This window comes from Sulfitobacter sp. CW3 (assembly GCF_019392245.1).
GTDB lineage: Bacteria > Pseudomonadota > Alphaproteobacteria > Rhodobacterales > Rhodobacteraceae > Sulfitobacter.
Genome location: NZ_JAHXRL010000002.1, coordinates 1 through 22,218, shown reverse-complemented (window position 1 = coordinate 22,218; position 22,218 = coordinate 1). Strand labels below are relative to the sequence as shown.

General features: G+C 54.6%; 21 protein-coding genes and 1 pseudogene. 8 read left to right on the top strand and 14 right to left on the bottom strand.

Annotation, left to right across the window (positions count from 1 at the left end; all coding sequences use genetic code 11):
• Position 1: 1 nt before the first annotated feature.
• Positions 2-616 (bottom strand): RraA family protein, encoded by a 615-nt coding sequence (locus KZZ06_RS03565; RefSeq protein WP_219578681.1) that lies wholly within the window; start codon positions 614-616, stop codon positions 2-4.
• A 100-nt stretch (positions 617-716) separates the two neighbouring features.
• A complete protein-coding gene (locus KZZ06_RS03560; protein ID WP_219578680.1) occupies positions 717-1,061 on the bottom strand; it encodes a RidA family protein in 345 nt (114 codons plus the stop codon).
• Between the two features lie 169 nt (positions 1,062-1,230).
• Here KZZ06_RS03560 and KZZ06_RS03555 point away from each other — a divergent pair, with 169 nt between their 5' ends.
• Entirely contained in the window at positions 1,231-2,163 is a 933-nt protein-coding gene (locus tag KZZ06_RS03555) for a LysR family transcriptional regulator (RefSeq protein ID WP_219578679.1), read from the top strand.
• On the opposite strand, the gene KZZ06_RS03550 is transcribed toward KZZ06_RS03555, so the two are convergent.
• The 11 genes from KZZ06_RS03550 to KZZ06_RS03500 all read right to left on the bottom strand — a co-directional run bounded on the left by KZZ06_RS03550 (position 2,145) and on the right by KZZ06_RS03500 (position 13,075).
• Positions 2,145-3,092 carry an ornithine cyclodeaminase family protein gene (locus KZZ06_RS03550; RefSeq protein WP_219578678.1) on the bottom strand — a complete coding sequence of 316 codons (948 nt, stop codon included), beginning with the start codon at positions 3,090-3,092 and terminating at the stop codon, positions 2,145-2,147. The genes KZZ06_RS03555 and KZZ06_RS03550 overlap by 19 nt on opposite strands.
• Positions 3,089-4,333, bottom strand: coding sequence for a Zn-dependent hydrolase (locus KZZ06_RS03545; RefSeq protein ID WP_219578677.1), 1,245 nt, complete (start codon positions 4,331-4,333; stop codon positions 3,089-3,091). The genes KZZ06_RS03550 and KZZ06_RS03545 overlap by 4 nt, the downstream gene beginning before the upstream one ends.
• A gap of 30 nt (positions 4,334-4,363) precedes the next feature.
• The gene (locus KZZ06_RS03540; protein ID WP_219578676.1) at positions 4,364-5,647 is read right to left on the bottom strand and encodes a TRAP transporter large permease; all 1,284 of its coding nucleotides are present in this window, start codon (positions 5,645-5,647) and stop codon (positions 4,364-4,366) included.
• On the bottom strand, positions 5,644-6,117 hold the full coding sequence (locus tag KZZ06_RS03535) for a TRAP transporter small permease (protein ID WP_219578675.1): 474 nt from the start codon (positions 6,115-6,117) through the stop codon (positions 5,644-5,646). The genes KZZ06_RS03540 and KZZ06_RS03535 overlap by 4 nt, the downstream gene beginning before the upstream one ends.
• Positions 6,114-6,491, bottom strand: coding sequence for a cupin domain-containing protein (locus tag KZZ06_RS03530; RefSeq protein WP_257884197.1), 378 nt, complete (start codon positions 6,489-6,491; stop codon positions 6,114-6,116). The genes KZZ06_RS03535 and KZZ06_RS03530 overlap by 4 nt, the downstream gene beginning before the upstream one ends.
• A complete protein-coding gene (locus tag KZZ06_RS03525; RefSeq protein ID WP_219578674.1) occupies positions 6,488-7,477 on the bottom strand; it encodes a DctP family TRAP transporter solute-binding subunit in 990 nt (329 codons plus the stop codon). Before KZZ06_RS03525 ends, KZZ06_RS03530 begins: the two co-directional genes overlap by 4 nt.
• 294 nt (positions 7,478-7,771) lie before the next feature.
• On the bottom strand, positions 7,772-8,911 hold the full coding sequence (locus KZZ06_RS03520) for a patatin-like phospholipase family protein (RefSeq protein ID WP_219578673.1): 1,140 nt from the start codon (positions 8,909-8,911) through the stop codon (positions 7,772-7,774).
• 60 nt (positions 8,912-8,971) lie between these two features.
• A complete protein-coding gene (locus KZZ06_RS03515; protein ID WP_219578672.1) occupies positions 8,972-10,144 on the bottom strand; it encodes a YHYH protein in 1,173 nt (390 codons plus the stop codon).
• Positions 10,145-10,398: 254 nt separating this feature from the next.
• Positions 10,399-10,794, bottom strand: coding sequence for a hypothetical protein (locus KZZ06_RS03510; RefSeq protein WP_219578671.1), 396 nt, complete (start codon positions 10,792-10,794; stop codon positions 10,399-10,401).
• Positions 10,795-10,940: 146 nt separating this feature from the next.
• On the bottom strand, positions 10,941-11,621 hold the full coding sequence (locus KZZ06_RS03505; RefSeq protein WP_219578670.1) for a response regulator: 681 nt from the start codon (positions 11,619-11,621) through the stop codon (positions 10,941-10,943).
• On the bottom strand, positions 11,618-13,075 hold the full coding sequence (locus KZZ06_RS03500) for an ATP-binding protein (RefSeq protein ID WP_219578669.1): 1,458 nt from the start codon (positions 13,073-13,075) through the stop codon (positions 11,618-11,620). The genes KZZ06_RS03505 and KZZ06_RS03500 overlap by 4 nt, the downstream gene beginning before the upstream one ends.
• An 872-nt stretch (positions 13,076-13,947) precedes the next feature.
• Here KZZ06_RS03500 and KZZ06_RS03495 point away from each other — a divergent pair.
• From KZZ06_RS03495 to KZZ06_RS03485, 3 genes are all read left to right on the top strand, one after another.
• On the top strand, positions 13,948-14,364 hold the full coding sequence (locus KZZ06_RS03495; protein WP_219578668.1) for a hypothetical protein: 417 nt from the start codon (positions 13,948-13,950) through the stop codon (positions 14,362-14,364).
• 65 nt (positions 14,365-14,429) lie between these two features.
• Positions 14,430-14,726 carry a hypothetical protein gene (locus KZZ06_RS03490; RefSeq protein ID WP_219578667.1) on the top strand — a complete coding sequence of 99 codons (297 nt, stop codon included), beginning with the start codon at positions 14,430-14,432 and terminating at the stop codon, positions 14,724-14,726.
• A complete protein-coding gene (locus tag KZZ06_RS03485; RefSeq protein WP_219578666.1) occupies positions 14,719-16,380 on the top strand; it encodes a S8 family serine peptidase in 1,662 nt (553 codons plus the stop codon). The genes KZZ06_RS03490 and KZZ06_RS03485 overlap by 8 nt, the downstream gene beginning before the upstream one ends.
• A 39-nt stretch (positions 16,381-16,419) precedes the next feature.
• Here the strand turns inward: KZZ06_RS03485 and KZZ06_RS22695 are convergent, their stop codons facing one another.
• Positions 16,420-17,163, bottom strand: a complete 744-nt coding sequence (locus tag KZZ06_RS22695; RefSeq protein ID WP_219578665.1) for a response regulator transcription factor — start codon at positions 17,161-17,163, stop codon at positions 16,420-16,422.
• A gap of 181 nt (positions 17,164-17,344) precedes the next feature.
• On the opposite strand from KZZ06_RS22695, the gene KZZ06_RS03475 reads away from it, so the two are divergent.
• The 4 genes and pseudogenes from KZZ06_RS03475 to KZZ06_RS22440 all read left to right on the top strand — a co-directional run.
• Complete coding sequence (locus KZZ06_RS03475; protein ID WP_257884196.1) at positions 17,345-19,237, top strand: tetratricopeptide repeat protein; 1,893 nt, start codon at positions 17,345-17,347, stop codon at positions 19,235-19,237.
• Between the two features lie 9 nt (positions 19,238-19,246).
• A complete protein-coding gene (locus tag KZZ06_RS22445; RefSeq protein WP_219578664.1) occupies positions 19,247-20,131 on the top strand; it encodes a phosphatase PAP2 family protein in 885 nt (294 codons plus the stop codon).
• Entirely contained in the window at positions 20,131-21,516 is a 1,386-nt protein-coding gene (locus KZZ06_RS03465) for a S8 family serine peptidase (protein WP_219578663.1), read from the top strand. The genes KZZ06_RS22445 and KZZ06_RS03465 overlap by 1 nt, the downstream gene beginning before the upstream one ends.
• A gap of 261 nt (positions 21,517-21,777) precedes the next feature.
• A pseudogene (locus KZZ06_RS22440) lies at positions 21,778-22,218 on the top strand (transposase); the annotation flags it as partial.

Below are 22,218 nucleotides of genomic sequence, written 5' to 3'. Positions count from 1 at the left end.
GTTATGCGGACGATTTTTCGCCTCTGGTTATCTGGGCTAGTGTCTCTCCGGCGCGCAGCCGGTCGAGAATATCTATTTCCTGATGTTGCATGAGGCGCGCGCGCCGACAGAACGTTTCGGCCTGTCCGGGATCCATAACGACAACACCACTTTCGTCAGCGAGCACCATGTCTCCGGGCCGTACCGCAACACCGCCGCAATTGATCGCAACATTCACGTCCCCACCAATCCCTCTGGGTTTGGTCGTGATCGGAGAATGGCCACGACACCAGACGGGAAAAGCTTCATCAATGATGGCCGAGCGGTCGGTGATAAAGCCGTCGATCACCACTCCGGCAATGCCGCGCGCTTTGGCGGCGCAGGTGGTTACGGCACCCCAGCAAGCGTGGCGAAAATCTCCGCAGCGATCCACGACAATTATCTGTCCGGGCTGCGCAATAGACAGCGCATCAACCAAGGCCGCGCCGTCATCGCCGGGCATACGTACCGTCAACGCCGGTCCGAACACTCGTGTTTCAGGTATCAGGGCTTGGATCGAAGGGGCCATGAACCCGTCGCTCAGAAAATGCCCAAGCGTAGCGGTTTCAATATCAGACAGATCGAGATGGGAGTTCATGTGCGTTCTCGGTTTTCTTGCGGTTATTGAAACCAGACCGCGTAATCCATCTTTGGTCAAATAGATCAGGGCTATGACACATATAGCCCTGATCAGAGTCTTAGATCGCCGCCGTAACGATGAATTCGACACGATACTCAGGTGTCGCCAATTTGGCCTCTCCGCAGGCACGCACGGCCAAGTTGGCAGGATCGACCCACGCGTCGTAGACCGCATTCATCGCGGCAAAGTCCGACATATCGGACAACCAGATAATCACCTGCAGCATTTTGGATTTGTCACTGCCAACCTCGGCCAGCAAGGCGTCAATTGCATCGAGACAGTCCTGTGTCTGAGTATCGATGTCGGCACCGGCTGTACCGACTTGGCCTGCCAAATACACGGTATTGTTGTGGATCACGGCTTGGCTCATGCGCGGGCCGGGATGTAATCGGGTAATGCTCATTGGTTTCTCTTTCCTGTTAAAAACTTCAGCAACCGTACTAAATTGATGCGATTCAGCACAGACCATGTGAATAGCTGACGGGAATGGCAGAAATAGCTTTATGCTATGAGTTGTTTTCGTCAGTGAGTGATATCATTGGCCCGCGCCGCAGACTCACTGGAAAGTAAACATGGATGCCAACCTACCATCGGGGCTAAACTGGAACCTGCTCCGGATGTTTTATATGATCGCTAAGGAACAAAGCATCACTAAAGCAGCCAAGCGGTTGGGCCTTAGCCAGCCTTCGGTCAGCAATGCCCTGCAGAAGCTCGAAGCCCAACTTGACTGCCAATTGGTGTTTCGCGACAGCCGCCACTTTGAATTAACCATGCGCGGTGACAAAATCTTTCAGGAATGCCGCGAGATTTTTCATAGCGCGGAACGCATATCGATCTTGGTGCAAGGTGCTACCGAAGAGGAGCGCGGCCAAGTCAGGTATCAAATCGTAAGCAATCTTGTGTCGCCGATGCTGGACGAATTACTGCGCCTGTATCACCAGCGGCATCCTTCTGTGATGTTCCAGAGCGAGATTCAGAACAGCCAAACCATCGTGCGTAACATTCAACAGGGTCGTCTTGGCCTTGGGTTCTGCCTGTTGTCCAGACCGATTGTCAATTTAAGCTCGATACGTCTGTTTCGCGAAGAGTTTCGCGTGTTCTGCGGCGCAGAACATCCGCTGTTTGGGATGGAAGCCGTGAGCGTCCGAGACCTGCAGCGTGAACCTTTCATTTCGTTCGCCTGCGCTACGGAAGGGATGGGGCTTGAACCAATGTCGGTGCTGCGTGAAGGCACGCGCCTTGGGAACCGGATCAATGGTCTAAGCACGAACCTTGAGGAAGTGCGCAGGATGATTGTCGCGGGGTTGGGTATAGGCATTCTGCCTCTTATGTCGGTCACCAGCGACATTCGCGATGGTACCCTATGGCCGCTTAAAATAACGGACGAACCGATTGGCGCAGATGTGTATCTGGTACATGCCCCGTTAGACAAGTTGACCGAGTCAGAGCAGAAGTTCGTGCTAATGGCGCAAGAATTGATTGCGCTTTATCCCAACATGACCTGACCGTGTGCCAGCGTGGCTGACGCCAAATCCTGTAGCGCCATGCCCGCGGATTTGAATACGGTAAATGCGGCATCGTCTTGCCGCCCCACATGCTGCCCCTGACTTAGCTCGGAAAGATCACCCAGAATATGGCTCGGGTCGATCAGACCCGCCGCCAGAGGTATCGCCAAATCGCCCGCCATGGTGGCACCGTCGCGACGGTCTACAAACACTTGCGCCTGTAGAATTGCCCGATCATCGCTTTCGCGCATGTCGCCTTTGAACGCGCCGATCAGATCCAGATGGGTACCGGGCCTAAGCCAATCCCCATGTACAACAGGACGGGTTGAGGCGGTCACGGTGCTAATCACATCTGCCGCACCGCAAGCCGCTTTAAGATCATCGACCGCTGCAGCTGCGATGCCCAATTCGCAAAGCTCGTGCGCAACCGCCGCCGCCTTGCTTGGGTCGCGTCCCCAAATGGAGACACGGGAATATGGCCGCATCGCACACTGGGCCGCTGCTACCGGAACAGCCAGTTGACCTGTGCCGACAATCAACAACCGTGTGGCATCCTTGCGCGCCAGATAATCCGCCGCAAGAGCAGAGGCAGCGGCTGTACGGCGCGCTGTCAGCGTGTCACCATCCAACGCCGCCTGCATCTCGCCGGTTTTGCCGTCGAACAACAGATAGCCCGCATTGATCGTGGCCAACCCTTTTGATGCGTTTTCCGGAAAGAAAGTCACGACCTTCACCCCGATACTCTCTCCAGGAACCCAAGCCGGCATGATCAGCAGCGATCCTTCGCTGCCGTCAGGTTGCCGGATGGTCAGCACCTGTCGCGCAGGTGCTTCGACTGCATTCTCGCGGTACCATTCCCGCAGTCGGCCAATCAGCCCGGACCAGTCCAGCGACTGCTCTAGGGCTTCATGTGTTATCAGGGTGCTCATCTGTCTGCCCGTGCCACGACTGCATGTAGCAAAATGTTCAGTCCGGCGACGAAATCAGCGGGCTCGCAGCTTTCGTGGTTGTTATGCGTAATGCCGTCCTTGCAGGGCGTAAAAATCATCGCCGTCGGGCAGTGCGTGGCGAGAAAATACGCGTCATGTCCTGCCTGGCTCTGAATATCGCGCCAGTTAAAGTCCATGCGCACTGCCTGCGCGCGCAAGCCGTCGATCAGCTCGTGGTCAAAGATATCGCCGCCCCATTCCCATTCATCTTCAATGACGGCCTCGCAGCCGCAACGCGCAGCGGATTCGAACAGCGCCCGACGCATTTTTTCGGTCATTGCACGGGTCGTGATGGGATCAGGATGGCGCACATCGCAGACAGCTTCGGCAGTGTCTGACAGAATTCCCGGCTTGTTCGGCCAAGCGGTCAGACGCGCCGCTGTCGCCTTGCCGTCATGCACGGCAAAATCCCAACCGATATCGTCTACAGCCGTTAACCAGCGCGCGCCTGCCGCCAGCGCATTGCGCCGCAGGTCCATCGGCGTCGGGCCGGTGTGTGCTGTCTGTCCTTTAAACGACGCACGCATCCCGCGCACAGGATACCCACCAGTGACGATCCCGACCTCACGGTTTTCGGCATCAAGAATTGGACCTTGTTCAATATGCAGTTCGAAATACGCGTCGATTTCTCCGGCCTTGCAAGGACGGTCCCCCTTGTAGCCAATCCGATCAAGCTCGTCCCCAAAGCGCGCGCCATCGTCGCTGATCAGGTCATGCACCCAGTCGATGTCGTACTTGCCGACAAAACAGCCAGATGCCACCATGGGCGGCGAGAACCGCGCGCCTTCTTCGTTGGTCCAATCAACAACCACGATAGGGCGTCTAGTGGTGTGGCCCAAGTCGTTCAGGCACCGGACAACTTCCAGTCCAGCCAAAACACCCGCAATCCCGTCAAAGCGCCCACCATTGATCTGGGTGTCCAAGTGGCTACCGATCAAAATCGGTGGCAAGCTGTTGTCTGTACCGGCACGACGCCCAAATATGTTGCCCGCCGCATCTACTTCGATGGTCAGCCCCGCCTCTACGCACCACTCGCGAAACAGGTCACGCATCTTGCGATCATCATCACCCAGCGTCAGGCGCGAAAGGCCACCGGGGCGGCCTTTTCCGACCGCGGCAGAGGCTTCAATCGTTGACCAAAAGCGGTCAAGGTCAACACGGGCGTCAAGTGTCATCGGCATTTTTTGCGTCTTTCTGTCTTGGAAAACGGGTCAGAAAAGGACCCCAGGAAGTTCGGTAATCAAAGCGGGGAACAGCACCAGCAAAAGCAGCACACCCACCATCACACCAAGGAACGGCAGCAGGTACTGGAACGCGGCACTGAGAGGTATTTGTCCGACCCGACAGGCCGCCATCAGATCGATACCAAGCGGCGGTGTGTTTGCACCGATCGCCAGATTGATCGTCAGAAGGATGCCGAAATAGACTGGATCGATGCCATAGTGTTGCAGGATCGGCAGGAACACCGGTGCAAGGATCAGGATGATCGCGATGGATTCCATAAATGTGCCGAGAATAAGCAGGACCAGCATCATCATCAGCAAGGCGACTGTCGCGCTTTGCGTGGTCTCGGTGATGCCTGCCACGGCCATCTGCGGCACCTGTTCTGCGGCCAAGATCCAGCCAAAGACCGAAGCCGACGCGATGACCAGCAGAATGACCCCCGTCATTTCGGTAGTTTCGCGCAGCAACCGCATCAAAAGCGATAGGCTAAGGGCGCGGTAGACGAAAATGCCGATGAACAGGGCATATGCTACGCCGATACCTGCAGCTTCGGTCGGGGTGAACACGCCCAACCGGATGCCGCCAACGATGATCAAAGGTGCCAGCATCGCAAGGACTGAACCCTTGGCCGCGCGACCGAGTTCGCCCCAAGAAAACGGTTCGCCGCCCTGCCATCCATTCTTGCGAGAAATCCACCAAGCGACGATCAAAAGACCGAGGCCCAATAATACACCGGGGACAATCGCAGCAACGAAAAGCTGCCCGATAGAACTATTTGTGGCAGTTCCATAGACGATCAGCACGATCGAAGGCGGGATTACCGTTCCAAGCGATCCAGCGCACCCAAGGGCAGAAGCGCTGAAGCCCGGCGCATAGCCTTGTTCGCGCATCGCGGGCAACATCATCGTCCCGATGGCGACCACATCCGCAACCCCCGAACCCGAAAGAGACCCAAAAAGCATGCAGGCGATGATCATCACCATTGCAAGGCCGCCAGTACGCCGCCCGATCAAGGCCGCACATAAGGCGATGATACGTGGCGCGAGCCCACCGTGGACCATCAAAAGGCCCGCCAGCAGAAACAGCGGTATGGCCAGCAAAGTGAAACTGTTGATCCCGGCTACGGCGCGTTGCGCAACCACGATCATCGGGGCGGTATCTGCAATCAGCAGGTAGAACATCGACGACAGCCCAAGCGACACGGCAATAGGCGCGTCAATCAGGACCAGAATAACAAAAACGACCAACAACAACCCAAGCGCAATACTCATGACCGGCCCGCCTTTAGGATAAGTCCGAGCAGCGCAAACCCGCAGCTGACCGGCAATGCCAGATAGAAAAGCCCGACAGGTAACGACAGCGCCGTGGTGGTATGAGACCAAGTGATCTCAACCAATCGCGCGCCGGTGTATAAAAACACCCCAAGAAACGTTGCTGTGGCGAGGCCGGCCAAAACAGCAAAGAGCCTGCGCAAACCGGTTGATAGTGAAATCAAATCCAAAAGTCCGGCGCGGAAATGACTGCCGCGCACAAAGCCTGATATCGCGCCGACAAATGTTAGCCAGACCAGCAGCAGGCGCGGCAGCTCTTCGGCCCAACGTGGCGTTGATGAAAACAGATACCGCGAGACCACAACGTAAACGACCATCACCGCAAACAGTGCAACAAGTACCGCGCCGATCCAACGGGCCGCGCGGTCAATATAATTGGCCGCTTCAAGCGACTTGACAGATATGCTCATGGTTTCAAAAACCCTTCTGGGCCGCGACACAGCATGCATTCATCGCAATAGGCGGCGACAACGACCCATTCGTCAGAGATCACTTCGACCGTGTGATCCAAACCGGGCGGCAAGCGCACCGCCGTGCCTTCGGTCATCCGGTATTCTTCGCCGCCTGCACGCAGAATTGCTTCACCTTTGAGCGTGAGAGTAACTTCGTCGCGGGGGTGGCAATGCGCGGTTGATTTTGCGCCTTTCTTACCAGTGGTGACAGTCAGCTTGATAAAGCCCTCGCCGCGGGCCGCTGGGGAAAACAGCACTTTCTGGCTGAAATCGTAAAGCTGCACCGGATCCACCGATGCAACTTCTGTTATTTCTGGACGCAACGTGGTCATTTTCTGTAAGTATTCAGAATGGCCAGCAGGTCTTCGCCGTATACGTCTTTCTGGCTTTCCCAGATCGGCGCGACCGCTTCGATAAAGGCCGCCTTGTCCACGTTATTGAACTGCATGCCCTTCTCTTCAAGCTTGGCTACCAGTTCGGCATTGGCCGCCGCGACCATTTCGCGTTGTTTTGTGCCCCATGTTGTTGCCGCTTCGCTGACGATGACCTGATCTTCCGCTGAAATCTTGTCCCAGACGGATTTGGACATGGTCAGCGTCGCGGCACCCCAGATGTGCTCGGTCAACGAGACGTATTTTTGCACCTCAAAGAATGACGATGAATAGATGATCGCCAGTGGGTTTTCCTGTGCATCGAAAACGCCCTGCTGTAGCGCTGAATACAGCTCGCCGAACGACAAAGGTGCTGGCTGTGCACCCAACAATTCGAATGTGGCCAAACGCACTTTGTCCGGTGTGACGCGGATCTTGAGACCGGCCAGATCAGCGGGCTTTTCAATCGGGCGTACATTGTTGGTTATGTTGCGAAACCCGTTTTCCCACCAACCGAGAACCTTGATACCCTTGGCATCCAGCATTCCCTCAAGGGCTGCGCCAAGATCACCGTCAAGGGCTGCGAACGCCTGATCCCGAGCACCCCATGCATAGGGCATTTCGATGATCCCCATGCGAGGCTCAACCGCCTGAAAGGAACCTGAACCGATCAACCCAGCCTGGACGGACCCAAACTGGAGACCCTCGATTACTTCTTTCTCGCTTCCCAATTGGCCGGAAGCAAAGACTTCGACCGATACGCGACCATCGGTGCGCGCGGTGACTTCTTCCGCAAAGCCGGTGGCCGCCTGATGCCAGCTATGGCTTTCGGGCAGCACGTGGCCAAGGCGGACTGTTACGTCTGCAGCCAGTGCCATGGCAGGCGAAAGTGTTGCAAGGCAAGCGGCCAATAGGCCCCCTTTGATTAGGCTTCGTTGGTGTTTCATTATTTATTCTCCTGTTGGCGGTATTGTTTCCGGAATGAGATACTGTTCTTCGTTTCCGCGCAAATAGGCCGGAGCTATGGTAGATAAAGTTTTTATGAATGCTCGCAGATAAGCTTGAGCAACAAACGCCCGAGCAGTGTGCGCAAAGCGTCACCGCGAGGGTGGCATATGAGCAATTGGGGGAATGCAGCATCAGCCCCAACTTGCCATTGTAAGCCGACAGACTCAGGGGATACGTATCTGATTACAATCGCTTATATCTGACGGCCTCGTAACAGGTCTGCCCGTACTACCCTAACCGTTCGACCAAAGTGTCTGGCTCTGCGCACGGCTGAACCCGTGCTGATAGAGCGCGTTCATGTAAGTTGACGAAAACCGGTCCGAGGGGTCATAGATGATGCCTGACGTTGGACTGATTGACGCCACCGAAAACTCCAGCCCTTGTGCTCGTGCGAAGAATTGCGTGGCGTTCACCTGCAGCAGCGCACTTGCCCGCCCCGTTGTCGTAAGCGCCTGTTGCGAAATACCGAGCGCTGACCGCGATACCGATGCAGGCGCAGGACGGAGCGTGTTGTTGATCAATACATAAATGTGCCCGCCCTCCAGCTTCTGATCAGGGGTCGTGAAAGCAAAGTTCGGGACTGCCAGAAACTGCATATGAACGCCGCCATCGATATGGGTTTCCGTATAGCTTTTGCCATCAAAAACATACCTCAGGCTTACGGGCGGAAAGAGCCCCGGCAACGCAGCAGAAGCACGCATGATACTGCGGAACAGATCGTAGTGCCCCGCCTGCGCGATGGCCCCCATATTCCAGACCGAGGCCCGTGCGCTGTCCAGCTCCGAGGTCACGACAAGAAGGCTGTTTCCTGTCGCATGCCGCGCGGCGACAGCCCGAAGGAAGCTGGGCGGTGTATTTTCGGCAATCATTGCCGCAAGGGGTGCCGTGTCATAAAGGGCGTCGCTGACGACCGCCTGAAAGGGCCGCAGTCGCATAATGTCGCTCGCATCGCTTTGAGTGAAAACGCGGGTCAGTGCCTCGTCATACTCCTGTCCCATAAAGGCAAACGGTGCCATCAGGGCACCAGTAGAGATGCCGGTGACCATGTCAAACTCGGGCCGGTCGCCGCGCTGCGACCACCCGACAAGCGCCCCTGCGCCAAATGCGCCGTCCTCGCCACCGCCAGAAAGCGCCAGAATATTGGGGCCGATCGATGACGGTGACGTTTGCGGTGAATGCAAATGTTTCCTCCACATGTCTGGTCCATCATCGGCAAACAGCCGAAACTCCGACAGCGGGTCATCCCCCGCCTCGATGGGCGGCAAAGCCGGTGCATGAACGCGGCTGGTGCAAGCCGAAAGACCGATCGCCCCGAGGCCCACCAAAACTGCGCGCCGCCTCATGTTCCCGCTGGCCGGATAAATTCGAGTCATTTCAATGTCCTGTGGAAGGTCCGCGCAAACAGCTTTGCCCGGCACGTTCTTATGCTGTTTTCAGCGGTTCGGCGCTGGCGGAAGGGCAGCACGCAAATTGTCTTCGGTGAGCCCCAGCTTTTCTGCTGCAACCGCCATATCTGGCGGGCCCGCTTGTGGATCGCCCAGGGCTTGCATCAGTGCATCCGGTGTCACACCAAGCACTTGTGCCGCTTCATCGAAATCGGGTGGCAGTTGCCCCGCCGCGCCGCCGCTTGGCCGTGGTGGTTCATTGCGTTCACCGGCACCGTTCCGTGTCGCGCCAACGCCAGCAGTTGCTGTGGTTGAGAAGTTATCCATAGCCTGCACACCAACCAGACAAGCGGGAAGGTTCGGAAAGCCATCGGTTGCATGATAATGATAGGCCTCGCCCGTAGGTCTTGCCCCGATATGACCGTTGCACGCATCCAGGCCGGTCACAGCTGTGCCGTCCGCCTCAAGGCTGCCAATCATCGCAAACCCGTCGAAAGCATAGCCGAACTGGGCCGAACTGTTTTGTTCCAATGCGCAATCCGCCACAACGCCTTCTTTTTCAAATACGGTCTCGATGTCTGTCGATGTGGCATGCCAGTGATACCAGCCACCGGGGTCGATATGGCCGCCGCAAGTATCAAGCGCTGGCATATGTCTGGTCTGCTGGACACTGGGCGCGTCGGAAAAGATCGGGACACCGTCAAGCGCCACACCCACCTTTGACACAGTGCCCAACCGGGTCGGGCTGGCCGCTAACACCGGCCTGACGGGCAGCAACATGGTGATCTCGACGTTTTCATCACGCGAGACGTTGATGCAGGCATGGTCGACCTTCGGTTGCTCTGTCGCGGCATCAACAATATGAACTTTCCCGTCGTCATCAAAGAAGCGGTAACCCAGATCATCAAGCATCCTGAGAAACGCACCATCGACACGGTAGAGCTTGGCGTTCTCTCCGGTCCATTCCCAGATGCGCCCTGCATCATTCAGGCTCTCAGGGCAAAATGGCCCGATCTCCAAGCCCTCCGGCAGGTAGTTGACCGGGATTTTGTAGCAGCTCGATGCTGTGCCGTCTTCCAATGTGCAATCAACTGTTACGGGTTGCTCGGCAAAGGCCGTGTCGGAGAATTCTTCGATGTCGGGATGGACCACAGCAATTTTGACCAGGACGAAAGCACCGATCACCAGCATGATTGGCCAGAAGAGTATTTTGCGTTTCATTGGATCTATCCTGTTGGGGGGTAAGTTTAAAATCGGCAACCGCGCCGGGACTATGCGCGGCCTCGACTGAATGAGTAGACAGAGCATGTGCTTGGGCTGATAACGGCGTCGCGCTTAAGGCAGAGGGCCGAATACCTTTCCGGCCATCAAAAAGAGAGATGGCCGGAGGCAAGCAGAAATACGGGCAGCTTTATGAGAGATCCCATGCGCTTTCCTTTTGAGGTATTTTCAACGCGTTTGGTCAAAGACCCAGATCAGCCCTTTTTGGGCGGATTTCCGGGAACACATGCCAAAGCGACATTGGCCTCGGGGGACATGCATTTGCCCTGAACCGTTTCGCCATCGCGACCGGGGAACGCACACGCTGACTGCGGTGCTACGTTCGCACAAGCCTCAAGGGCTTCGCGCGGTGGGCGCTTGCCTTGGCCCGAAGGCGCTGCCTGCGCAATCGTGATCCCCTGATCCGTTGCAGCGACACTTTCGGCGCGGACCGAGGAAATCGTGAGAGCGCCGACAACCAAGACGGAGAGGATGAGCGATATTTGAAAAAACTTCTGTCCCTCGGTGCGTCGAACAGTCGATCTATAAATCGGGATCTGACGGTTTGTTGTGGACTTTGCGCGGATCGCTTTGATTTTTTTGTCTAACATTCTGATCTCCTGTTGGGCGTTGATTCGCCTCTGACAGGTTTGTTTTGCGCGTTCTTTGAGGAGTGAGTTTGCAGCAATTATGCAGTGAAAATGCAGAGGGCGAAAAAACTACTGCTGTCCCATTTTCAGCGCAGGTGCGTCAAAGCCTATCCATCGTAGGCATAACCCACACCATAGACCGAGCGGATCGGATCCCATGTGCTGACCAGAGCAATTTTGCGACGCATGTTGCGAATGTGGCTATCGACTGTGCGATCAAAAACCTCTGTGTCGTCCGGAAAGGCCAGCGAAAGCAGTTGGTCACGTGAAAAGACGCGCCCCGGACGCGCAGCAAGGGATTGCAGCAACGCAAATTCGCGCCGCGTCAGATCCAGTTGGGTGCCGTCCAGTGTCGCCTGCCACTTGTCCACGTCAATAAAAAGGCGCGCATTCGCGGTGGTCTTCTCTAAGTTTCCACCAGCCGGCCGTCGTCTTAAAACCGCCCTGGCCCGCGCCACAAGTTCACGTGGTGAATAGGGTTTGCACATGTAGTCGTCGGCCCCCAGTTCAAGTCCCAGCAGGCGGTCGATCTCTTCTACTTTTGCGGTTGTTATGATGATCGGCACATCGGAGGTTTTACGCAATTCGCGGCAGATCGTCAGGCCATCTACACCAGGCAACATCAGGTCAAGGATGATCAAGTCGTAGTTTCCCGTATGGGCCATCTCCAATGCGCCCACGCCTTCACCAAGCATCTCGACAGACATGCCTTCTGCAAACAGATAATCCCGCACCACTTCGGCAAGCGCGATTTCATCCTCAACAATCAGTATGCTCGGCGTAGTCATCCAGCCCCCTTTGGCAGGCGTATGGTGATTTGAAGTCCACCCATATCAGATTGGCCTGCGGAAATCGTGCCGCCATGGGCCTCAATGATGGCCTTGCAGACCGAAAGGCCCAATCCAGACCCTCCATATGCGCGGGATCGCGAACCTTCCACGCGATAAAAGCGATCGAACAATCTTTGCACATCGCTCGCAGGTGCGGCAGGCGGCGTGTCATCCACCGTGAGAAGCACATCGTTCCCATCGTCGTGCAAGCTCATGCGCACCTGACCGGGCCCATCGGTGTATCGGCTCGCGTTCTCAAGCAGGTTGTCGATGACCTGACGTATCTGCCCTCGCTCACAAAACACCAAGATCTCTGATGGCAGATTGAGTTCCAACTCAATCCTTTTTGAGGACAACTTCGGCCGTGCCGTCTCGGCGGCTTCCTCCGCAATTTGCGATAGGTTTTCCTGCGCAAGGTGCGTCGTCAGTTCTGCCTCACGTGCATAAGACAGGGTCTTTATATCCTGCACCAAGCGCGACAGCCGCATAAGCGCGCCATGCATTTCAGTCAGTGTTTTTTCATCAGGTTGGCGTATTCCATCCTGAAGCGCTTCGATCTGCGCGCGCAGTACTGCGAGGGGGGTCTGCAATTCATGACTGGTGTTTGAAATCCACTCACGCTCGGTCTTGGCCGTCTGTTCCAGCGTTGCGGCCAAGGTGTTGTAGTGGCCAATCAGTTGCCCCAACTCATCGGTGCGATCTTGCCTGATCCTTGCGGCATAATTCCCCGATGCCATGGTTTTAGCACCGGCTTCCAACCGCTTGATAGGCCCCAGTAACTGGCGTGCGATAATGTAGGCGGCAACAGCGGACAGAGCGATTGCAATCAGACCGGACAGGGCAAGAGAAACATACTGGCCGCGCAGGAAGAACGCATCGGTTTCGTTCTCTTGCTGGACCGAAGCGTTCATCCCAATATACCCCAGAATGCCTGGCCCACTGCAATCATTGTGCACACAGACGGGGCGGCGTTCAAACAGCGCCGGACCATCAATGTGTCCTACAATGGGCATGCCACCAGCGTCCAGCAACACAAGCCGCTCTTCCAGCATCAATTTACCACCGCCCGCGCCAAATGGCGGCGGGTGATTGGGCCTCGGTCCACGTGCGGCCCCAAGGGGCGGCGCGGGAGGGCGGCCCATCTCAAAGCCAGGCGGCGGAACATGCGCGCGGATGAAATCGGCCCATTGCTGTGGGTCATTCGCAAGTTCGGGCCAACCACTTTGATGCGCGTCAGCCAGCCCTTCCGCAAGTTCATCAAATCGTGCCAACTCCCCCTTGAGCAGATAGCTGGCGAAACCGTCCCGCATCCAGACAGCGACCGTCAGCGCCATCACGATGACGACTAGGACAGCAGTTGCTGCAATAGCAGTGAAAATTTTAGCAAACAGCGACTTACGGATTTGTTTCATATCATATGATATGGCATGGAATTGTGCAGATAGGATGCAGAGTTTCGTTTATCGTATCAACTTCAACCCGGGATCACTTGCTAAACGATTAGACCTAGGTTCATCTGGCCACCCCCAAAACAATCTCAGCCGGCGAGCCACATGTCACGCTGTAAGCATTATCCAGACTCTCGTCGGCGGTCTTGTATGCGCTGTTGCAGCCTCAAAAAAATACCCCGCAATCCCGATGTTTCAAAGTGCGTCTTTCTACGCACTGCTGCCGTTTAGCCTATAAGAATGCCACATTGCTTCCAAATGACTTCTTTCGGGTCGCTGCGTCGCAGAGCTTAAAGGCATCACTAATGTCCGGACTGGGCCGTAATCGGCAGCCTTCACGAAGGGCGGGAAGGATACCTTTGCTGCAGGAGCAAACTCATGTTTCAGCAAAAGGAAAAGCAGACCTTAAACACGAAGTTCTGTTTCTGGCGTGGCAAATGGCAGGAAAGATCTCAGTCTAGCTCATTCCGTCGTGAGCATGAATCCCGGCTTTGCTGCTGCACGGTCAAAAACGTGATAAAACTAGCTGGTGTTTTGCCGAAGACTAGTGAAGCCAAAATATTAATTTATTTCAATTTCTTATAGAGATTATGAGTGTGAACTATCGAGAGATTACCGAGTGACCTCCCTTTCTCATCTGGAATTGTTCCGCATTCTCATCGCACAAAAATCACGCTGAACCGGCTTATCTTCATTATCTGTCTCCTTTTCGGAAAATAAGCTAACTCAAAAGAGACGACATTTTCTCCAAAGAGACCGCCCTTCCTCCTTTGTTTGTTCCAAAACAGTTTCACCAACTGATTGGTGCAAATTTTTACATGATAAAGGAATTGAGAATGTCTGATTATACTGCAGCCGAGCTACAGGAAATGGAAGCCGAATTCGCCGCAATGGATGCCGAGTTTAGCGAATTTGGCCTTGAAGAAATGGACAGTGAAGTAGGCGAGGCTTTTGCCGAGCTTGATGCCGAGCTTGATGCCGCGGGCATTGGGGCGATGGACTTTGATAGCATGTCGATCGGTGAAATGACCGACAACGACTATGATGCGCAATTCGTGGGTAAGTTCCTGCGCAACAAAGCCAAGAAGCTGATTGCGACCATTGTACGTTTGGTGAAGCGTTACAGCAAATGTAAAAAGTGCTTGCCCAAAGTGCTGATCGCCGTGCGTTACTTTAAGGCCAAGAAATACGGATCGGCCATTCGCGCCGCATACGATGCATATAAGTGCATCCGCGCGTGCACCAAGAAGTAATGCCTGTTGTGCGCGGGGCCTTGACCTCCCCAAGGGTCCGCGCACCCCAAATTTAGGATACAGCCATGACCCGTACTTTGACACGAAGCGACCTCGAAGAAATTGAGGATTTTTATGCCGAATTTGGCGACACCGAGGGCAGCATAAATGATCCGCTGGCCGATGACGTTACGATCGATACCTTGATCTCTCAGCTTGAGGCGAGTTTCGAAACAGTTTCTGCGCTCACACGGCCCTCGAATACCGCCCCAGACGATCTGCGTTTGCATGTCCGAGATCTAGCGGAGCGTCTTGAAAAGATCGCGGTTGAGCTGGCTCAGGTGAACCAAGCCCTGCAATTGAAAGGAAACGATCATGCATGAAGTCACATCCGCAACCGACAAAAGGAAGACGGCCAAATACATCATCGGAAAACCTGCGATCACAGGCGCGAATGTTGATGAGGTCGACCTTGAGGAAGTGTTCGGTCAGTTGAAAGCGAAACAAGAGGCTTTTTCTGCCATGCAGGCAGGCGAAGACAACGCAGACGAGGCTGTAGCACCGCTCGCCTTTACAGCATTGAGCGATCCGGACACGGGAAAAGTGCATTCTTTAAGCGCCGAGCTAACAGATGATCACGTGAAAGAACTGAAAGACCAATACGGCGACGCATTGGTCATCGAAAAGGATTTTCCCCTCCAGATGTTCAACGCGGCAGACCTGTTCGAGATGAGCCAGTCTCCGACGTTGTCGACACAAAACGATGAATTGAAAGTCACACTCAAAGTGCTCGATGAAAATGATGCACCTGTTCAGGGTGTTCAGGTCGATTTGTCGGGCGAACTTTGGTCTGATCGTCAACGGACAAACACGCAAGGGAAAGTAACGCTTAAGTTGTTCGGCGAGACCCTCGATAGTTTGACCGAACTGCGCCTCAAACCCTCCAGCGGCTATTGGAGCCGGCTGATCCAATCCCCTGTTTTTGCGACCCGAGACAACGTTGTGCGCGTGACGGCGTTGCCTGCCAGCACGGGTGCACCGCAAGCTGATTTGTGGGGCAACCAGACTGTTGGCAATGTCACGATGCCAGATGGCGCGCGCATTCGCGTTGCTGTCATTGACAGCGGATTTGCAGATGGCCATCCCGACGTGTCTGCTGCTGGCGGTCGCGGTTTTGCAGAAGGTGGTGACCCCGAAGAAGACTGGAAAACCGATGATAGCGGGCATGGCACCCATGTTGCGGGCACAATCGGCGCTCTGAACAATGCGATTGGAATGCGCGGAGTTGCGGACCGCGTAGATATTTTTCCTTTGCGGATCTTTCCCGGGGCCAGCATCTCTAAACTCATCGCGGCCATTGATGCCGCTATTGAATTGAAAGTTGACGTTGTCAACATGTCGCTCGGCGGTGCCAACAAAAGCGACCTTTTGCAACAGCGGATGCAAGCCGCACGAGCCGCAGGTATTTTGTTGATCGCGGCGGCTGGCAACAGCGGGGGGGACGTCATGTTTCCCGCAGCTTATCCTGAAGTGATGGCGGTAGCAGCCTTCGGCAAATTCGGGACCTTCCCGAATGACAGCTTTCACACCCGCCACGTGACAGAGCATGTCAGTCAGGATGGTGAATTCTTTGCAGCCAAATTTACTTGCCGTGGACCGCAGATCGATGTTTGCGCGCCAGGTGTTGCCATAGTCTCAACTGTTCCCGGCAATGGGTTCGGCAGTAATGACGGGACTTCAATGGCGGCACCTCATGTTGCGGGAGTAGCTGCCGTTCTGCTGGCGCAGAGCGAGGATATTCAGGGCATGGCCCGTAATCAATCGCGTTCTGATGCTCTGTTCTCACGGGTGTTGGATGCTTGCCAGCCGCTGGGATTATCGGCTGAGTTGCAAGGTCGGGGAATGCCCGTTCTGGTCCCCCAGAATGCGCCTGAAGACCCGCCCGTTGCGGGTGATGACGATGCGGCACTCGACACCGTCGCACGTTTGATCCAACGAGCACTTGAGGCGGCAAAAAAGATCAACGCAAGCGCTTAAAAGCCCATAGACGCCGGACCTTTCCGTCCGGCGTCTGTTTTATGCGTATTGTGGCGCAGGTTGGTCCATCCCCCCAAACCCTTTCCTCATGACAGAGACAACCAGCGCAGTCCGGTTCGCCGCGCCGGTTTTGCGCATGATTGACTTCACGTCGCCTTTCACCGTTGTCACCGGCACTTGCAAACAAGACGCGATGATTTTGTTGGGGGCACCGCGCAAAAGCTGGCTCAGGACGCGCCCTTCCCGATTTGTCAGCTTGGACATCAAAGCAGTGGCATCGGCGGGTGGTGTGACTTCTTGGATCAACTGCTTGAGCAGATCTGCCGCTCCGTCAGGCAAAATGCGCTGGCCGGATGCAGCAAGCCTTAGATACTGCGGGATTGCAGCAGGTGGAACGTTTGACGACAAACAACCCGCACAGCCTGCTTCGAAAAGCTTTAAGAGAAAAGCGGCGTCGAATTTCGGGACAACCAACAATGATTTCAAAAGTGGGCGTCGGCGATGCAAAGCTGACAGATTCGCAAAAGGCCGCTGTGAGCAAGGCGCTGCATCCTCGACGATCAGCACATCCACGTCCGACGGAAATGCGCGGTTTCCTTTTGCAAAGACGGTCAGGTCATCAACCTGCAGTGCTATATCGATGTCGTCTGCGGCTAACATGGACGCTAATGCGTGTTGAAAAAAAGTGTTTCTCGAAACAATTACAATTTTCATGAGGCTGTACTCCTTTAATTGAAAACAACCTGAAGGACTTGACGTTATCGATCCGTCAGTCGTGGACACAGTCCGATCCCGCAAAAATCGTTAAATGATTGACCTTGCGTCACATTCACGTTCTTCCGGCCCGTTTGGGGAGGGCAGTCATCGGCATCCCGCTTCGCGCAGCACAAATTTCCTAACGTATTACTAACGCTAGGTAAGGCAGAGTGATTCGTGCATTTGGAGCGAAATTGGAACATAAATTTTGAAACTTAAAACCTTTGATGAACATAACTTTTCTATCGACAGTGCACCTGTCTCACAGCCGCGGTTAACGCGTGGCAATAAGAGTGGGCACACGGCGCGAGGTGCAGCCCATATTCCCAATTTTCTTCCAAATGCACCTGATACTGTGCATGCTTCATGTATGGCTGAACAGAATCAAATTCGTGCCAAACTGTTTCTCATTGGACCGCTCGAGCTGACCGATGCCGCAGGTACGTCTTTCACACCCCGCAGTAAAAAAGCCTGCGCACTTCTTGCGCTTCTTGCTCTTGCACCGCGCGGTCAGCGCACACGCGTCTGGCTGCGCGACAAACTGTGGAGCGAAAGCTGCGAGCGCAAATCAGCAATCAGCCTGCGTCAAATTATCTTTGAACAGCGCCGCGATCTTGGTCCGAATTTCGATGCCATTCTCGAGGTGGACCGCCATTCCATCAAGCTCAAGCGCGAGGCCCTTTGGATTGACTATCATGCGGTTATAGAGGATTCGTCCGAACTCATGAAACTCTCGCTTTCCCCAGAGTCTGATCTGCTCGAAGGGATGGATATTCAGGACGAAGAGTTTGAAGACTGGCTACAGCTAGAGCGTCAAAACTGGCGTAATATTTCTGGTGATTTGTTTGACCGTGCCCAAAAGGCACCTGCTGTGGTCAAACCCACCGGGGCAGGGGGGCATCAGAAACCCGCGGCCCTGCCGTTGCCAGAGGCGCGCATCTCGTTTGGCGTACTACCAAATATCCAGCAGGGCTGTGACGAAAGCACGTCTCATATCGCTGATCATCTGCTTGAAGGAATTATAAAAAACCTGCGCGAACTGCATCTGGTTGATGTCTACGACCTGCGCGACGCGGCGGGACCGTCGGAGGGTCTGATCGGCGCGAGCAATACGGACTATTTTATCCGCGTTCGTACACTTCAGATCCGCCAGTCCCTAACCCTCACATTCTTTCTTTATACTGCCGCGAACATGTCGCTTGAGTGGAGCCAGTCAATCCAGACATCTGTGGAGGAGGCGCTGGACTGGGGCAATTACGTTCTTTCCGGATTTGTTACTCAAAACGCGGACCGTGTGTCGCGCAACATCGAACGCAAATCGGCCAACGACACTCCGCCGGGGGGCGAACCGCCGATTGTCGGCTACACCGCCTTGAATATGATGTTCCGGCTCGATCCAAAGGCTTTGCAGAACGCCGAACATCTTTTGTCGCGCGGATCCGTTGGACAAAGTGAGGCCCTTTTCGGCGCTCTGCGCACCTACGCCGCCAGCTTTAAGGTTGGAGAAAATCTAGGCGCGCTAGACAATGACGTTTTTGCAGAGACAGACAAGCTCGTACGCGGCGCGCTGATTGATAACCCCTTCAATGCAGTGTCTCTGGCGTGCTTGGGGCATGTAGTGGGCTATGTTTTCCACGACCATGTTCTGGCACGAGACTTGCTGGAACGTGCGCTACGTCTCAATCAGAACCAGGCGTTCGTTTGGGACCATTACGCTTTAAACAGGCTCTATGCAGGCGATTATGAAACCGCGCAAAAAGCGGCAGAACGCGCTGTGTATCTCGGTAGCTACAGCCCTATCGGCTACAGCTATGAGACAACGCTGGCGATGACCTCCACTATGTTAGGCAAGCACCAAAAAGCGATCCAAGCCAGTCGAAATGCGCTGAGCAAACAGCCGAAATTCACCGCTGCGATGCGTTATCTATTGGTCAATCTGGCGCAGACGGGGCGCGATGAGGAAGCGGCAATCGTCTATCAAGACCTACTGGTCCGAGACCCGAATTTTTCAGACACCGAAGTGCAAAAGGCACGCTTCAGAATTTCACAAGCCGACAAAGAAACAAATTTGATCGAAGCCATTAAACGCTTCACCGGATAGGAGGAACCTGTGGATATCCACGACATTCTTGCGCAAAATCGATTTACCGTCACAAACACCGGATTACAGCTTAACGAAAATTCGGGACAGCCGGTAGACAATCCGGACGTTGCTGCGGCTGCCGGTGGTTCGCTGTCTTTGCTTGCACTAAACAGAAACCGCAATCGGAACCGAAATCGTAACCGCAATCGCAATCGCAATCGTAACAGGAATCGCAATCGAAACCGCAACGGGGCGCTGGATATGGTTGCAGGCTCTGGCATGCAGGAGCCCTGGAAAGAGCGCGAAAAACTCTACGCCTTGTTAGACGAGTGGAACGACCTGCCCATCCCATTGCCGCCCAGCACAGAGCAATTGCGCAGCGAAGCGGTTGAACTCCTTGTGAAGCAGGCATTGCGACGCATGCCAAACGACGCGCACCGCGAAAACGAAATCATGCAAGAAGCGACGATAGAGCTTTCGGGGTATCTGCGCCCGCTTGGCATAGAAGACATTGGCGGATTTGAGGCAACCGAGACGTTGTTTTACCTGATCCTCGCGCTGACAGATGAAATTGGGCTGCGCTACAAAGACCGCTACAATGTCCTGCGGCCAAGTCAGGTGGAGCCGCGATTACGCCCGCTTCTCCCCAATCCACCGCATCAATCATACCCGTCCAATCACTCGTTTCAGTCGTTTTCGATCGCGTTCATGTTCTCGCGGCTCCTTCCAGAGCATCCTGCAAGTTCCGAGCTTTTCGTGAGTGCGCGCCGGATTGCTGAAAACCGCGAATGGGCAGGGCTTCATTATGCCTCCGACACCAACGCCGGATACCAGTTAGCCCGTATGCTCGCTCCGGTTCTTGAAAAAATCTGCGAGACACAAATGAGCGCAGCCCAAGCGGAGTGGATTTGATGATTATACAAGACAGCGTGGAGACCGGTCGTGAAATTTATCCGCAGTATAACGCGCTTTGGCATCTTCAAACTTTGGGCGTCCTCGACGCGCATCATGCACCCGTCAACTGGCGTGTTGAGCACAAAGATAAGCCGACGCGCGTTGCGATCATAGATACATCCGTTGCGGCAAAGCACCCGAACTTACAGGCCGTAATAAACAAGGAATTGTCCTTGGATTTCTTTTCTTCGCGGTTAGGGTCTTTTCCCCTTCTTCCCGAAGGCCAGTCGACAATTGGCAGCCTCCCCTTGAACTGGAACACAAATATCGCAGATGGATTGCCGCACACGGTTAATTTGCTCGCCGAACTGATAGATAGGCTGTCGCAGGGTTCTGAGGCGCATTCAAAAGGGGTTCAGCCTTGTACCTCCCCGATTTTTTCCAGCCACGGAACCAACGTTGCCGGCTTGGTTGGCGCGCGGCCCTGCATGACGACACAACTTCTGCCTAGTGGCGGCATTCAGGACCTAGCATTGCCATATTCCGGTGTTGATCCGATGTGCGAGATTGTTCAAATCTCAACTAATTTTGACCCCGAACCCGAAGCCTTGATCCTTGCATTTTTGTACGCAGAGCTCATCTGCGCAGACGTGGTACTTTTGCCGCGTAATATCGCTGATCCATACCGGATGGTTCCTGAACTGGCAGATTTCAAAGTTGCTGATCAAAACCTGTTGGATTTAGTGTGTCAGATTGCACCAAACCAAAAGCAGACCGACGTTTGGGGCGAGCTGGCTCAACTCATTGAGAATGTATCTCAGGCCCGCCCGGTTGTCTGTGCTGCAGGAAATGCCAATGAAGATAACGCAATTTATCCCGCCAACCTCGCGTCTGACCACAACGGCATTATCTCTGTCGGTGCGGTAAACGCCAAAGGGTATCGAAGCAGTTATTCAAGCAGCCGAAATATAACCGTAATGGCCCCGAGCAATGATGCCGAAGCGTTTGATGCCGCCGAAGTGCGGCTCAATAATCAGAGCGCCCACTATAATCCTGTCGGGGTGCCCACCAAAAATTCAAACCACAAGTATTCGAGCTTTGATGTAATCAGCACAGATGTACCCGGCCCAGCAGGTTATTCCGGTGGCCCGTTTACCCTCCCTTCGGTCGACGGACACATGCGGGAATATGGGTCCTACTTCAGCATGTTTGGCGGAACGTCTGCGGCCTCGGCACTTGTGGCGGGGTTTTTATCGCTCGGATATTCCGCTGGTAAGATTGCAAACTGTTCAGGCATCGAAGCCAAATCCTGGCTTCTGAGCAATTGTTATAAGCGAAACTGTGATCAGGAAGAGTTCGTTGTCCCATGTTGGACTGATAACCCCGCCTTCCCGGACAGCTAAGGGTGTCAGGCGGGGATAAGAGACGGCTTACGCCACGCTCCTCCGCCTTTCAAAATGCATTGTAAGTAATTGTTTTAAATAAGTTGTTCTAAATTTTCACTGAGGAATGGCAATTCGGCATTTTCGCTGAGCGCCCCTCGTATTCTCTTTGAGGTGCCCCTAATTTCCTAGACGCCTGCTTTGTTCATTTTCTGCTGTTTGAGGTTCCCCTAGATTTGTAGACGCTTTGCTTGGTAATTTTGGAACCAAGGAGAGACGGATATGAACAAGAGAATTCGGTTTACGGATGAGTTTAAGCAGGACGCCGTGGCGCAAGTTGTTGAGCGTGGATATGCGGTCAGCGAAGTGGCCGAGCGACTTGGGATCAGCACTAAGTCGTTGTACACGTGGAAGGCTCAGTTTTCGAAGTCGCCACGTGTCAGATCTGAGTTTGCCGATCAAGCTGCTGAGATCAGACGTTTGAAGCGGGAACTGGCGCGGGTGACTGAGGAACGTACCATTCTAAAAAAGGCGACCGCATACTTCGCGCGCGAGTCTCAGTGAGGTATGCGTTTATTCATTGCCCGGCAGTGTATGTTTACATGCACGAGAGGGGAGGCTCACCGCGAGGAGTTTTCGGTGCGGACGATGTGCCGGGTACTGACGGTGCATTTCAGTGGGTTTTACGCATGGCTTAAAGAACCGTTAAGTGCGCGTGCGCTT